Annotated in this window: 10 protein-coding genes; 3 read left to right on the forward strand and 7 right to left on the reverse strand. The window is 55.0% G+C overall.

Annotated elements, in window-relative coordinates; all coding sequences use genetic code 11:
• The first annotated feature begins 81 nt into the window (after window positions 1–81).
• The 3 genes from EAV92_RS12460 to EAV92_RS12470 all read left to right on the forward strand — a co-directional run bounded on the left by EAV92_RS12460 (window position 82) and on the right by EAV92_RS12470 (window position 3,871).
• A complete protein-coding gene (locus tag EAV92_RS12460) occupies window positions 82–1,107 on the forward strand; it encodes a sulfate ABC transporter substrate-binding protein (RefSeq protein WP_123041391.1) in 1,026 nt (341 codons plus the stop codon).
• 15 nt (window positions 1,108–1,122) lie between these two features.
• Window positions 1,123–2,505: a WG repeat-containing protein gene (locus EAV92_RS12465; RefSeq protein WP_123041392.1), complete on the forward strand. Its 1,383-nt coding sequence runs from the start codon at window positions 1,123–1,125 to the stop codon at window positions 2,503–2,505.
• Between the two features lie 118 nt (window positions 2,506–2,623).
• Window positions 2,624–3,871, forward strand: a complete 1,248-nt coding sequence (locus EAV92_RS12470; RefSeq protein ID WP_123041393.1) for a carboxylate--amine ligase — start codon at window positions 2,624–2,626, stop codon at window positions 3,869–3,871.
• Between the two features lie 4 nt (window positions 3,872–3,875).
• On the opposite strand, the gene EAV92_RS12475 is transcribed toward EAV92_RS12470, so the two are convergent.
• The 7 genes from EAV92_RS12475 to EAV92_RS12505 all read right to left on the reverse strand — a co-directional run bounded on the left by EAV92_RS12475 (window position 3,876) and on the right by EAV92_RS12505 (window position 14,272).
• Window positions 3,876–4,601: an SDR family oxidoreductase gene (locus tag EAV92_RS12475; protein WP_123041394.1), complete on the reverse strand. Its 726-nt coding sequence runs from the start codon at window positions 4,599–4,601 to the stop codon at window positions 3,876–3,878.
• A gap of 134 nt (window positions 4,602–4,735) precedes the next feature.
• The gene (locus tag EAV92_RS12480; protein WP_123041395.1) at window positions 4,736–6,268 is read right to left on the reverse strand and encodes a response regulator; all 1,533 of its coding nucleotides are present in this window, start codon (window positions 6,266–6,268) and stop codon (window positions 4,736–4,738) included.
• Window positions 6,265–7,932 (reverse strand): sensor histidine kinase, encoded by a 1,668-nt coding sequence (locus EAV92_RS12485; RefSeq protein ID WP_164472750.1) that lies wholly within the window; start codon window positions 7,930–7,932, stop codon window positions 6,265–6,267. Before EAV92_RS12485 ends, EAV92_RS12480 begins: the two co-directional genes overlap by 4 nt.
• 87 nt (window positions 7,933–8,019) lie before the next feature.
• The gene (locus tag EAV92_RS12490) at window positions 8,020–9,411 is read right to left on the reverse strand and encodes an ABC transporter substrate-binding protein (protein WP_164472751.1); all 1,392 of its coding nucleotides are present in this window, start codon (window positions 9,409–9,411) and stop codon (window positions 8,020–8,022) included.
• Window positions 9,412–9,515: 104 nt separating this feature from the next.
• Entirely contained in the window at window positions 9,516–10,346 is an 831-nt protein-coding gene (locus EAV92_RS12495) for a carbohydrate ABC transporter permease (RefSeq protein ID WP_123041398.1), read from the reverse strand.
• Between the two features lie 25 nt (window positions 10,347–10,371).
• Window positions 10,372–11,298: a carbohydrate ABC transporter permease gene (locus EAV92_RS12500; protein ID WP_123041399.1), complete on the reverse strand. Its 927-nt coding sequence runs from the start codon at window positions 11,296–11,298 to the stop codon at window positions 10,372–10,374.
• A gap of 163 nt (window positions 11,299–11,461) precedes the next feature.
• Window positions 11,462–14,272, reverse strand: coding sequence for a glycoside hydrolase family 2 protein (locus tag EAV92_RS12505; RefSeq protein ID WP_123041400.1), 2,811 nt, complete (start codon window positions 14,270–14,272; stop codon window positions 11,462–11,464).
• Window positions 14,273–14,283 lie beyond the last annotated feature (11 nt).

Genomic DNA, 14,283 nt, shown 5'->3' on the forward strand with positions numbered 1-14,283 from the left:
ATACGCTTTAAAGCGTTCGGGCAGCGCGGTACGGGGCCTTTTTGTTTAACCGAAAACACAATGAAAAGGGAGTGCTTGTCCATGAGTAAGTCGGTTCGCATCGTCATCCTGATTCTGGTCGCCTTCTTGCTGACGTCGACAACCGTATTCGGCGCCGTCACCAAGAAGAACGAGAAGAAGAACGTCACGCTTCTGAACGTCTCCTACGATCCAACCCGGGAATTGTATGTCGCTTATAATGACGCTTTCGCGAAGTACTGGAAAAAGAAAACGGGGCAAACCGTTACCGTTAAACAATCCCACGGAGGCTCCGGCGCGCAGGCCAGGGCCGTCATCGACGGGCTGGAAGCGGATGTCGTGACCCTGGCATTGGAGTACGACGTCAGCGCGATCGAGAAAAAAGGATTGATTGCCCCCGGCTGGCAAAAACGGCTCGCCAACAACAGCGCTCCGTACAAATCGACGATCGTGTTCTTGGTCCGCAAAGGAAACCCGAAGAACATCAAAGATTGGGACGATCTGATCAAACCCGGCGTATCGGTCATCACTCCGAACCCCAAAACCTCGGGAGGCGCGCGTTGGAACTACTTGGCCGCACTGGCATACGCTCTGAAACACAATGACAACAACCAAGATAAAGCCAAAGAATTCGTGAAGAAGCTCTACCAAAACGTGCCGGTCCTCGATACCGGAGCACGCGGAGCGACGAACACGTTCGTGGAAAAAGGGATCGGCGACGTCCTGCTCGCTTGGGAGAACGAGGCGTACTTATCCAAAAAAGAATACGGCGACAAATTCGAGATCGTAACGCCATCCTTAAGCATTCTGGCGGAGCCTACCGTCGCCGTCGTCACGAAGAACGTCAACAAACATGATACCCGCCAAGTCGCAACCGCCTACCTCGACTATCTCTATACGGAAGAAGGACAACGGATCGCCGCCCAGAACTTCTACCGCCCGATCAATACGAAAGTGGCCAAAGAGTTCCAGAAGCAATTTCCGACGTTGAACTTGGTTACGATCGCCGACTTCGGCGGCTGGGACAAAGCGCAGAAAACGTATTTCGCCGACGGCGGACAGTTCGACCAAATCTACTCCCAAAAATAAAAGGGGATATGACCTATGCTCGGTAAACAACCCGTTCCTTCAAAGTGGTTAAGAAAAATCGCCATAACGGCGGCCGTCGCGGTCGTATCCGGCCTTGCCTCCTACTCCCACTCTTACGCTGCCTCCCCATCAATAAGCGTCGAGGTTGACGGAGTGCTCCAGCAAGGGCTGGTTCCGACATTCCAGCACGGCAATACGCTGCTCCCCTTGGATTCCGTCGCTTCCGCGATCGGAGCGGCCGCCGAATGGAAGGGAGACGGCAAGTCGGTCACCCTTCGCCAAGGAAAACGGACGGTCACGTTCACGGCCGGCACACGCACGGTTCTCGTAAACGGCAAATCCAGTCCGCTCTCCGACGCACCGAAAATCACCGGCGGCAAATGGTGGATTCCCGTTCGTATCACCGTCGAGGCATTCGGGGGGCAAGTGGAATGGGATAAAGCCTCGAAAACGCTGGATATCGTCCCACGGCTTCATGCCTATTCCGCAAATGGAAAATGGGGATACGTCAACGTATTCGGCGACACCGTAGTAAGTCCTCAATTCGATGAGGCGCGCAGCTTCAGCGAAGGACTCGCCGTAGTGAAGCAAGGCGGCAAGTACGGTTACGCGAATTTGCAAGGCAATATCGTCGTGACGCCTCAGTACGATACGGCATACGACTTTTCGGACGGATTGGCGCTGATCGTCAAAGACGGAGTATCCGGTTACGTCGATGCCAACGGCAAGCAAGTCCTGACACCCAAATACGACGAACTCTTCGATTTCTCCGAAGGTTTGGCGCTGGTGCGTTCCGGCGATCTGTTCGGTTATATTGACCACACGGGGAAAGAAGCGATTCCGCTTCAATACGAAGACGCGTTCTACTTCTCGGGCGGATTGGCCGGCGTTCAAGTCGAAGGCAAATACGGCTATATCGATCGAACCGGCGGAACGGTAGTCGCCCCCAGATTCCAAAGCGTAGCGGACGTTAGCGAGGGTCTCGGACTGGTACAGGATGACGGCTCCTTCGGGTATATCGCTGCGGCCGGAGGTTATGCGATCTCGCCATCTTACGCCAAGGCGTTTCCGTTTAGCGAAGGCCTCGCGGCGGTGGAGAACGACGGAAAATTCTCGTATATCGACCACAAAGGCAAGACGGTTATTACGACGGAATTCGAGGATGCCGGCAACTTCCATGACGGATTGGCTTATTTCGTCAAGGACGGCAAATACGGTTATATCGATGCCAAAGGCAAAGTCGTCATTCAGCCTCAATACGATTCCGTCGAGGATTTCGATCATGGGCTGGCTGTCGTCATCAAAGACGGGGCCGCAAGCCTGATCAACACCAAAGGAATTTCGGTGGCCAAAACGGAGATACCGGCGGAGGATTCTCCCGCTCCCTCTGCATCTTAACGCGATAAACAATCGAAAAGGCACCTCCCGCCGTTTTCCCGGCTGGGAGGTGCCTTTTGTCTTATTCACTGTATAATAATATCAACGAAAGTAGAACATTGTTGAACGAGGAGACCTTATGGATCGTAACGATTTTATTCCGATTATACTAGGCAGCGACGAGAACGCTTATGGCATCGTCAGACTTATCCATGAAACTTACCGGATCAAACCGCTCTTGCTCTGCACGCGGCTGCTCATCCCGACGATGCACAGCAACTTGTTCGATCTCGTCCAAATCGACCGCTTCGACCATGATGACGTCTTCCCCGGCAAGCTGTTGTCCATTCTGGAGAAACACGCCGCCCCGAACAAGAAGCTGATCGTCATTCCTTGCTCGGATTACTATGCAGGGATGTTATCCCGCCACTATGGCAAGTTCAAAGGACTGATCGCGAATCATTTCATCTCCGACACATTGTTGGATACGCTCGATACGAAAGACAAGTTCTATGAACTTTGCGAACGATTCGGCCTGGATTATCCGAAGACGGTCGTTTGCGAGCCTCATGAGCGCGAAAGCGTGTTGGAACGCATGGACTTTCAATTTCCGATCGTCGTAAAGCCCGAAAACAGCAACGCCTATGACTATTTGCATTGTCATTTCGAAGGCAAGAAGAAGGTTTTCTTCTTTAACAAAAGAGAAGATTACTTGGCGATGATCCGCAGCATGAATACGTCCGATTACGGCGGGAAATTAATCATTCAAGAGTTTATTCCCGGCGGCGACAGTGCCATGCGCGTGATCAACAGCTATTCCGACGATAACGGGAATGTGAAAATGATGTGCCTCGGCCAACCCGTGCTCGAAGAATACGCCCCGAAAACGCTCGGCAACTACGCCGCCATCATCAGCCGCTCCGATATGGACATTTATGCGAGGGTTAAGGCATTTTTGGAGAAGATCGGTTATATCGGATTTTCCAATATCGACATGAAGTTCGACAGCAGGACAGGTAAATATATGATGTTCGAAATCAATCCGCGGCTCGGCAGAAGCAGTTTGTTCGTCCGCGCGGCCGGATTGAATATGATTGCTGCGCTCATCGATCAAGTCGTTTACGGCAAAGACAACGATTGTGTTTACGGACAAGCAACCGCTCTATGGACCAATGTGCCGAGAACTGTATTGAAGCGCTACGTCACCGATCAGGGATTGTCGGCCGAGATGAATCAGCTGTACAAACAAAAGAAAGTGATCATATCGCTTTGGTACAACAAGGACCTGAACTTGAAGCGAATCATTAGCGTCTCACGCTACTTTGTCGGTCATATCAACAATTATCGGCGTTATTACTTCGATAAAGAGCAAGCCACGTTGAGTTGATGAATCACCAAGGAACCGCTCCAACTTCGTTGAAGAATCCGCCGGTCGGACCGCCGTCCGGAAGCGTGGCGAGATACACGGCGACCGAGGCCCCTTGCTCAGGGCTCCGCGGACCGGAGTATCCGTTCATGTCCGTCGCGCAATAACCTGGATCCGCGGAGTTGACCTTGATCGGAGTATTTCTCAACTCGTTAGCGAAAAAGACGGTCAACGCGTTCACGCCGGTTTTCGAAGAATTGTAGCCGAGCACGATGAACGTGGCGAGTTCGAAGTCCGGATCGCTGTTCAACGTAAGAGAACCCAAGGAACTCGACATGTTCACGATTCTTCCTCCATCGGATTTCCGAAGCAGCGGAAGCATCGTTTTCGTCATGCGGAAAACGCCGAACACGTTCGTCTCGTAAACTTCCTTCAGCGTTGAAACGTCGTTCCCGCTCGGCAGGGGCTCATTCAGGAAAATGCCCGCGTTATTTACCAGAATGTCGAGCTTTCCATAACGGTGCGCAATAGAGTCGGCGGCCTCATCGATCGTATGCTGGTCCTTGACGTCGAGCAAAACGAATTGAGCCGCAATGCCTTGGGCTTTCAGCCTGTTTACGGCGGCGATTCCCCGGGCTTCGTCTCTTGCTCCGACCAGCACTGTCACTCCTCTATTCCCCAGTTGCTTGGCAATTTCGAATCCGATTCCCTTGTTCGCTCCCGTCACCAACGCGACCCGCTTGTCTCCCATGAATCTCAAACCTCCCGAATTCGGCAAATACTTAAGACTAACTGTATCACCGGTCGATGAGGCGTTCCTATTATACAAAAGTATAAATCGTAGTCTACTTTTCATTGGCTTCCTGACTCGTTCCGCTCAACCTTCTAACGATCCTTGCTCGGATTGACTCCGAAATGCTTTTTGTAAAGCTTGCTGAAATAAAACACGTCCCCGATGCCTGCGCGGTCCGCGATCTCGGCGATCGGATGCTTGGTTGTCCTGAGCAGCAGCCGGGCCTGGCGCAGCCGGTATGCCTCGAGATACTCCATGACCGAGACGCCTTGCTGGTCCTTAAACAGCTTGGACAGGTGGGAGCGGCTTAAATTGACGTGCGCGCACAAGTCTTCCAGAGCGATTTTATCGGCATACCGCTCATGGATATACGACAACGCCTTCGAGATTTCTTCCCTCTGCCGGCCCAGCCCTCCCATTTCGTCCAGCCATTTGCCGAACGGAGCCTTAAAGTCGGATAACCGATAAGCCTGCACGCGATCGATTTCGGTTTTCAATGTCGCCGGGACGGCGTAGCCGCCTTTCTCGATGAACCGGATCAGCGTCCGGACATCGTCTTTCGCGGAGGAGGACGGGCGGCGCAAGTGCCGGAGCAGCTCGAAAAACGTCTCGACCAGCCCGGGCAGCTCCGTCAGCTGAAGGCGGCCTTTTCCTCCCTCCACGGACTGGAAGTACGAATAAAGGTCCAACTCCGCTTCCCGCTCCATCGCTTGCTTCGCATCCACCACGCAAGCTTCCGTCTCGTAGAAAAAAGGATCCATGAGCTCCGCGGATTCCGAGACTTTGTCGAAAAAGCCGTTCAAACCGGCGAACTCGCAATTGAGCAGCACCGACGCCTCGAGCCCCAAGAACTTCCGCGTGGCTGCCAGCACCTCCCGGACTTTGCCCTCGTGGCGATCGTCGTCCGTCTCTCCGAAGTCCAACACGACGAAGCGGTTTTGTCCCGAATGGAACAGCTCGTTCTCCCCGTTCCACCGCTTGCTGCATTCCCTCACAACGTTGGCGAGCGCGTAAACGGCCAGGTCGGTCTGCCCGCCGAATCTGGCTCCCGTCCAATCGGCGAATCTTTCGATCTCCATGACGAAGAACTTGGAAGGCAGGTCGAAGGAGGCCGAGCCGAATACCGAAACCTGCAGACGTTCCGCCCTTCGCAGCATTTCCGCGTTTTGAATATGGCCGTCTAACCGTTCGTAAAACAGGGAATTCTGGACCATCAGCATTTCGTTCGGATTGAAGCGGACTTCTTTCTCCTTCGCCTTCTCCTGGTGGAGTACCGCCCTGCGCACTTCTTCTTCGACCTTATCCTTGGTGATGGTCGCTTTCAGCAAGTAATTGCGAGCCCCGAACTGCAGCGCTTGCTGCGCCAGCTCGAATTCGGCGAAATTGCTCAGCACGATGAACCAGACGTCCGGGAACCGCGTCCGGGATTGGCGGATCAGCTCCATCCCGTCCATCACCGGCATCCGGATGTCCGTCAGCACGATTTCCGGGGGGGAAACCTCCATCTGCTCCAGGGCGTCCCGGCCGTTGACCGCCTCCCGTACGTTCAAGCTCCCGAATCCGCGGATCATGGAAGCCAGGTGGCTGCGTATTCCGTATTCGTCGTCCACGACCATGACGTTCATGCGGCTTCCCCTTTCATTTCCGGAATCAACAAGGTAACGGTCGATCCTCCCGAACCCGCCCCCGAAATCTCCATGGCGGCGTCTTCCCCGTAATGCAGCCGAAGCCGCTCGCGCACGTTGTTCAGACCGATGGATTTCCGAGAGGCCGATGCCGGCTTATTCCCGAAACCGACGCCGTCATCCGCCACGGAGAATCTCACCCCGCCGCGATAACTTTCCGCCGTAATCCAGATACTCCCGCTCGTTTTCCCGCCGAAGGCATGCTCGAAGCAATTTTCCACCAAGGGCTGCAGAAGCATCCGAAGAATGGGCAGCAGAAGCAGCTCTTCGGAGAAAGAGAGCTTCACCGCGATGTTTTCCCCGAATCTCGCCCTCTGGATTTCGATGTATTTCAGCAGGTATTCCCGCTCTTCCTCCAGCGTCCAATAGCCCTCGCTGCGGTAAAGCTGCTGCCTGAGCAAGTAGGACAGAGACAGTACAAGCGAGCCGATTTTCTCCTGGGAGGACCTTTCGGCGAGAAACCGGATCGTGTTCAGCGTATTGAGCAGAAAATGGGGATTCATCTGCTGCTGCAGCATCGCCATTTCCAAATTGCGCTTCTCGGCGGCCGCCCACTCCAGATTGTTCCGCGAAATTTCCAAGTTGTGCATCAGCTGCTGCAGCAATTCGGACAGCTCCGCCAAATGCCGGTCCGAATGGACGGGCACGGACAAATCGATCGACGGATTGAGCAGCCGTTTGGACAACAGCCGGATTTGGTGGAACACGCGGCCGACCGTGCGCATGACGAAAGTAGAGGAAATGATGAAAATGACGAGGATAACGAGGATGGTCGCGATCAACGTCAGTTGGAAGTAGCGAAGCTCATGCTGGATAACCGCCGTTGAATCCGTCTGGACCAGATACCAGGGCGTCGGCGACAGCGGGATGGGGGTATGCGCGGAAGCCGATGGCTCGCTCTTACCCCCTGACGTCGAGAACACCAGGTTGTTCTGGTCGTCGCGGATTTCATAAGAGCCGTTGTCGCGGCTCAGAATATCCGACAAGTTCGTGAGCGGAATGACCGTGGAGACAATGCCGCGTTTGATGGCGGTCACGGGACTGAAAATCCATCGACTCAGCACGATCAGCGGCTCTCTGGAGCCTTCCGGCTTCAGCACGCTCCATTGGAAGCTGTGAAAGAAATCGTGGCCGTCCCAATGAACCGTTTTCAAAATTTCCCCTTGCAGCTCCCCTTTACGCCATCCGAGGCGCGAAGGATTGGATTCAAATATGCCCCCGAAGTTGTCCTGCACGACCACGGCGTATTTCTCGTTCAGAAAGAAGGTGTATTGCAGCCGTTCGATGGCCTGCAAATAGGTAGAGTTTTTCTCGATGCTGTACGGATCCTTGTCCTGAAGAGCTTGGATGAACGCTTTGTCGTAAATGAAGTTGTTGGTGGACATGAACGCGCGTTGGAACAGGTCCTTCACGCGGGAGGCCGTCTGGTCCACCTTGATTTGGTTGATCTCCCCGACCTTGTTCAGCATCATCCGTTCGGAGTAGTGATAGGCGGAATAGAGAATCACGGTAAGCGGCACGAATACGGCCGTCAGGAGAATGATGATTCTCCGCTGCACCGATTTCGGACCCAGATACCTTCTGCCTCTGATTCTCCATTTCATAGAAGACCCTCCCATCTTTCTCCAACCGGCCGATATGAAAAAGCTAAGCCCATCCGGTTCGATGGGCATAGCCTTGTAGTGCCGATATTATTGGTTTTTCTGCTCTTGGATCGCGGCGTCGACCTTTTCCTTGACTTCGTTCAGCACCTCGTCGACCGACTTCGCGCCGGTGTAGTATTGGCTGATGATATCGAGGAAAGTCGACTCGTACTCCTGAGGAGCGCCCAAGACCGGCTTCTCTGCCACGTTGACGACGTTCGGGTCGCCGCCGAACAGGTACGTCACCTGATCCAGCGTGATGTCGTCGTCTTTCAAGGCATTGGCGAGATCTTGGAAGTACTTGTCCTTGGCCACTTTAGTATACATGGGCAGCGCGCCGGTACTCAACGTGTAGTCGGAGACGTATTCTTTCGCGAGAATGAGAGCTTCTTTCGCGTGCTTCGAGTTTTTCGGAATCGCCAGCGAGTCGATGCTGGACCAGTTCATGTGCTTGCCGGCCATTTCCTTCGGAACCGGCATCGGGGCGATGCCCGCTTTCCAGTCGCGCGGGAACTTGTCTTTCTTCGTTGCCGCGAGCTGGGCGTACCACTGCGCGCCGACGACCATGCCGTAGTTGCCGTTCCAGTAGGAGAGGAAGTCGGTGTTGTTCTGGATGAATTCGGCAATCGGCATCGCCGCTTTCTTGACGTTCATGACGTCGTTCATCCATTCCAGGCTTCTCTTGAACTCCGGCGCGTTAATGTTGACTTTGCCGTCGTCGGTGTAGAATTTGCCGTTCGTCAGCTGGCTGCCGTATCCGTAGAAGTACATGCCCCAGTTGTTGTAGAACATGCCGTACACTTTGTCTTTGCCGCTGAGATTCGTGATCTTCTGCGCGACGTCCGCCATCTCGTCCCAAGTCATCGGAACTTTCGGGTCCGGATACGGCACTTTCGCGTCGTCGAACACTTTTTTATTGTAATACAGCATCCAGTTGTTCTGTTGGATCGGGAAACGGTAATATTTGCCGTCTTTATCCGGCTTGAAGTCGCCGAAGTCCTTGCTCATGTCGATGCCGGCTTCTTTGGCGACGTCGTCCAGCGGCATCAGGAAGCCTTTGTTGATCGCGTCGAACTGCTCGACGCCGTTGCCCCAAAGCAAGTCGACTTGCTCGCCGCTGGCCAGCATGATGTTGCGCTTGTTGATGTATTGCTCGTGCGGAACCGACACCGGATCCACTTTGATGTTCGGGTATTTCGCTTCGAAACGTTCGAGGAACGACTTGAATTCCGCGGAATCGAGATACTCCGAGATATTCAGGAATTTCAGCGTGACCGTTTCTCCGGAACCGGATGAGCTGTCCGAGGACGCCGAAGCCGACCCGGATGCCGCCGGCGAAGATGAGCCTTCGCTCGCCGACTTGTCTCCCTTGCTGCCGCACGCGGCCAGCGAGAATACGAGAATGGCCGCCGCCGCGAGTAACCCCCATTTTTTGATCAAGAGTGGTACCTCCCTCACCGTTATGCTTGCGTTTTCATTATGAACGCGGAAACGAATCTCTCAAATGTACGAAACGCTTTTTTTGTTTGTAAAATCGTACGGCGTTATCCTTTGAGTCCGGAGGAAACGATGCTCTCGATGAACTGCTTCTGCAGCGCCAGGAACACGCCCAGCACGGGGATGATCGCCAGGCAGGCCAGCGCCATCTGCATGGCGTACTGCTTGCCGAACTGCGTTTGGAAGCTTTGAAGCCCCATCGGTATTGTATACATTTCTTTCGAATGCAGGAAGATCAGCGGCTGGTAATATTGGTCCCAGATCATGAAGAAACTGAGAAGCCCCAGCGTCAGCATCGGCGTTCTGGCCAGCGGCAGCGCGACGCGCACGAAGGAACGGAAGATGCCCGAGCCTTCCATGTACGCAGCGTGGACGAGTTCCTTCGGGAACGAGAGGAAAAATTGCCGCATCAGGAAGATGGAGAGCACGTCCACGATGTTCGGGATGATCAGCGCCCAGTGGGTATCCAGCAGGCCGATGAACCGGAACGAAATGAATTGCGGCAGCAGCGTCAGTTGATACGGGATGAACAGCGTCACCAGGAAGAAGAAAAAGATCCCGTCCGAATAGCGGAACTTCAGAAATCCGAACGCGTATCCTCCGAGCGCCGACAACAGCAGGCGGAATACGACGGAAATGAGGACGACGAACACGGAATTCCAGAGCCAGGTCAGGAAATCGGTCTCCGTCAGGATGTGCGCGTAGTTGCTCCAGTTGACCGATCCCCAATGGATGAAGACGAAGGGCCTCTCGAAAACCTGGTTCTCGAACTTCAGCGAAGTCGATACCATCCACAGCAGCGGCGTGATGAAAACGAGGCCGATCAGCAAAAAGACGACGGAACGTACGGTATAGCGCAAATTGGTTGTCAGCGGCATGCGGTTTACTCTCCTCTCCCGGCGATCATTGATAGAACACCCATTTTTTCTGTCCGAGCCAGTTGGCTGCGATGAGCACCAGCGTGATCAGGAACAGGAACATGCCGACCGCCGACGCATAGGAGAAGTTATAAAACTCGAAAGCGGACCGGTAGATATGGTACGTCATCGTCGTTGTGCTGAAAGACGGACCGCCCTTGGTCAGCAAGGCCATCTGGTAAAAGGCTTGGAGTCCTCCGATGATCGTAATGAGCAGCAAGAAAAACGACGTCGGCGAGATCAGCGGAAACGTAATGTGCTTGAAGCGTTGGAAGCGTCCCGCCCCGTCGATTTCGGCGGCCTCGTAGTAATCCTTGGACACGCCTTGCAGGGCCGCCAAGAACATGATGCAGTGGTAGCCGACGTCTTTCCAGGCGCCGATCAAGGCGAGCATCGGAAGCGCCCAATGCGTGTCCACCATATATTGCGGAGGTTTGTCCACCCCGAGGCTCATGAGCAGCGTATTCACGGGCCCTTCGGTCGGATGGAGGAATACGTTCCAAACGACCAGCGTGGCCACGTAAGTCGTGATGTACGGAATGATGAAGAACGTACGCACGACTCCCCTCGCCCGCATTTTGCTGTTCAGGATAAGCGCCATTCCGAGCCCGAGAGCAAGCGTCAACGGAACGTAGATCACCATGTATAGCAGCGTGTTTTTCACGCTTTTCCAGAAGTCGGGGTCGTGCAGCATTTTGTCGTAGTACTGGAAGTGCTTGAATTCGAACGTGTTGGTCATCAGATCGACCTTGTACAAGCTTAAGAGAAACACGCAAACCATCGGAATCAACACGAAAAGCAAAAAGCCGACGAGCGCCGGCAAGGCGAACAACAGGCCTGCGCGCCTCTCCAGCCTTTCGAGCGAATAGGCCCGCTTCGTTCTTGTCGGCTTGCCGTTAGCAACTGTCTCCATATGAGCCCTCCTTTATTGCCTCTGTGTCATTATGAAGCCGAGGGCCCCGCAGGAGGAATAGAACAATCGCCGCTCTTATTTGTAAAATCGTCCGATCCGGATCGCCATGTCCCCATGAAGCCGAAAAGCCACCGTCCCTATGGAACGATGGCTTCTCTCTTTTTTACAAGAAGGAATGAATGCCTCTCAACTTGAACAGGCTGAGTACCTGACCCAGCGTCAGGGTACCTTTTGGCTGAAAATCACCGCTTCTTGCGTAATTCAATAATTGCCGGAACAAGTAGGCCGCTGCCGGCTTCTTCAAATCGTCGACGTCGCGGAAAGCAAGGCTCGTAACGAGCAGCTGTCCTTCGCCGACATTGGCTTCGAATGCGTAAGCCAAGCGCTTGGCGCGGTTGAAATTGTCGATCGGCTCGATGATCGGATCGATTCCGGGCGCGGTATCCAAGCTTATGGCCGGGGAGCCGTTGAACAGCTCGTACCAGTGCCAGTCGGACTTCCCGTCGTGAGGGAAATCGCCTATCGCCGGATGGCCGTGGATGATAGTTCCCATCGTGCCGCCGGCCTGTTCTGAGAACATCAGGTAATTCCAAAACACCGGCAAATATTTCGTTAGGACGAAATCGTAGATCTCGCTTTCTCCCGCCAGCAGCCAGACCCGGCCGCCGTTCACGAGATACTGGAGCACGTTGGTGGTCAATCGTTCCACGATCGCGAGCCGCACGCCGCGTTCAGCGGGATAGGTAAACGGATCGAACTTCGCGTTGGCCTCCAATTGGGCGCCGTAAATCGCTTGCTTTATGAAGGAAGCGCTGCTCCACACCGATGGAAAGCCGGTATCGGGCTTTAACCGCTCGAACGTCCAGAACGACCACTCATTGCGGATCTCCGTCGGATCATTCCCGTTTTCCGTCTCTTGAAGCCACGCTTCAAGGACGAGCTTGCGGGCCCCGGATTCCGGAACCCGGACGCTCACTCTGCCGATCTCATCCACGCTGCCGCGTTCGATCCCGGATACGGGGAACACCCCTTCTTCGAGCAGGTCCCCGTCCTGGGCGGAGAGCTTCCAGCATACACGGCCGGCAAGCTCGGAAGCATCACCGTAATGCGAAACCGATAGCCGGGCTTCCAGCGTCTCCCCGCCGAACAACGTCCGGCTTTCACATGCCATCAGCAGGGCAGTCGCTCCATTGAACCCGAGAAACCCGTCCGGTTCCGCAATGCCTTTGCTGTCCCAGAATACGTCGAGAATGCCCGTGGTAGCATGTCCTTGTCCGGGGAAATCCCGAATGTCCAGCAGTTGAAAGCCGGCCGCTCCCGGCGTGCGCCTGACGCGCTCCAATGCTTCCTTCAAAGATCGAACCTGATGGATGCCGGAAGCTTCGATGAACTCGCCGACCCGATCCTCCATCCCTTTGGCGCGCAAGGTCTGCTCCGTCGTCTCAAGCCAAGTCGGCTGAAGGACGCCCGAATACTTCACTTTCTCCTGCGGCCGTACATACATCGAAAATTGGGCGTGTTCATGGCCCAGAACCGGCTTTTCCGTCAATCGCGCGACGGCGGAGAAGTCCCGGTTCGTGGCGGGCATGGCGATCTCTTCGGTTTTGAGCGGTTTATGCCAGTTGAACGAATGGATATAGAAATCGCCCTCGCGGTCTTGCTCCGGAAGCTGCCCGAATCCTGTATTGTCCGTTACCAGCCGCGAAGGATCCCTTTCCCGTGCCAAACGCACGAGCTCATTCAGTCGTTCGTGCCCGTTGTCCTCGATCAATTCGTTGCCCATCGAAAACAGAACGAACGACGGGTGCTCGTTTAACCGGTCGTAGATCCGGATCAATTCTTCCTGCAGGAATGCGTCGACATCCGGATGCGGTGCGGTTCCCCGCGGTTGATAAACCGCCGACCAATGCGGAAGCTCCGTCTGCACGAGCATGCCGGCTTCATCCGCCGCTTCCCAGAACGGACGCGGAGCATTCCAGGAGTGCAGCCGGACATGATTGAAGCCGTAAGACCTGGCGATGCGGAATTGCCGTTCGTAATGCGCCTTGTCCCATACCGGGTATCCGGTCAGAGGAAAAATGCAGCAGTCCACGTATCCGCGCAGAAAAACCGGCTGCTCGTTCAAAGCCAGCTGTTGACCTAAGGCTTTGATTTCGCGGAATCCGGTGCGTCGCTGAACGCGGTCCAGTTCCGCTCCGTCGCAGGCAATCATGAATTCGGCCTCGTACAAATGCGGAGCCGCATCGGACCACAGATAAGGCTTCTCCCCGACCGGACACGCCAGAAGCGTCTCCTTTCCCCAGCAATCCGACGTCACCTCGAACGCTTCCCCGTTCGGCGCCCGGAATCGGGCGGTCAACGAACAAGCCGCCAATCGACTTGCTTCCCCGGCAACTTCGACACGGCAGCGGAAAGCCCGTTCCGCCAAATCCGCCGTGATCCGGACTTTCTGGATCCGCGTCGGCGGCAGTGACTCCCAAACGGCGCCTCCCGTAATGCCTCCCCAGTGGGTCGCCGTATGGCGGGTGTGAATATGGCTTTCTTCCAATGGCAGCCTCATCCGGTTATCGATGCGGACCAGCAGTTCGTTTCGGCCCTGGACCAGAAGTCCGGTCAAATCATGGACATGTTCCGTGGACAGGCTTGTCTCGCGGCTCGCGTACACGCCGTTCACCCACACGTCCGAAGTCCAACGGACGCCGGCCAGCACCAGACGCTCCACGCCATCCCCTAGATGCTCTTCCACAACGATTTCTGTCCGGTACCAGGCAGGCCCGACATATTCGCGAACCTTGGTCCAAGTATCGATCTGTTTCAGGCGCGGCGCCTCTCCGAACCCCTGCTCTTCCCACGAGCCGGGCACCCGGATTCGACTCTCGAATCGGGAAACCTCCGGAAGCGCGCCGGCATATTCATCTTTCGGATCCATGAGGAACTGCCATTCCCCATCCAAAGAGACCCTCGTTCTTCCCATGTCGGCAATCC

This window comes from Cohnella candidum (assembly GCF_003713065.1).
Taxonomy (GTDB): domain Bacteria; phylum Bacillota; class Bacilli; order Paenibacillales; family Paenibacillaceae; genus Cohnella; species Cohnella candidum.

What these genes read in the sequence shown, in the direction of transcription:
- EAV92_RS12460 (WP_123041391.1), top strand. Translation starts at nt 82, where the DNA reads ATGAGTAAGTCGGTTCGCATCGTCATCCTGATTCTGGTCGCCTTCTTG.
- EAV92_RS12465 (WP_123041392.1), top strand. Translation starts at nt 1,123, where the DNA reads ATGCTCGGTAAACAACCCGTTCCTTCAAAGTGGTTAAGAAAAATCGCC.
- EAV92_RS12470 (WP_123041393.1), top strand. Translation starts at nt 2,624, where the DNA reads ATGGATCGTAACGATTTTATTCCGATTATACTAGGCAGCGACGAGAAC.
- EAV92_RS12475 (WP_123041394.1), bottom strand. Translation starts at nt 4,601, where the DNA reads ATGGGAGACAAGCGGGTCGCGTTGGTGACGGGAGCGAACAAGGGAATC.
- EAV92_RS12480 (WP_123041395.1), bottom strand. Translation starts at nt 6,268, where the DNA reads ATGAACGTCATGGTCGTGGACGACGAATACGGAATACGCAGCCACCTG.
- EAV92_RS12485 (WP_164472750.1), bottom strand. Translation starts at nt 7,932, where the DNA reads ATGAAATGGAGAATCAGAGGCAGAAGGTATCTGGGTCCGAAATCGGTG.
- EAV92_RS12495 (WP_123041398.1), bottom strand. Translation starts at nt 10,346, where the DNA reads ATGCCGCTGACAACCAATTTGCGCTATACCGTACGTTCCGTCGTCTTT.
- EAV92_RS12500 (WP_123041399.1), bottom strand. Translation starts at nt 11,298, where the DNA reads ATGGAGACAGTTGCTAACGGCAAGCCGACAAGAACGAAGCGGGCCTAT.
- EAV92_RS12505 (WP_123041400.1), bottom strand. Translation starts at nt 14,272, where the DNA reads ATGGGAAGAACGAGGGTCTCTTTGGATGGGGAATGGCAGTTCCTCATG.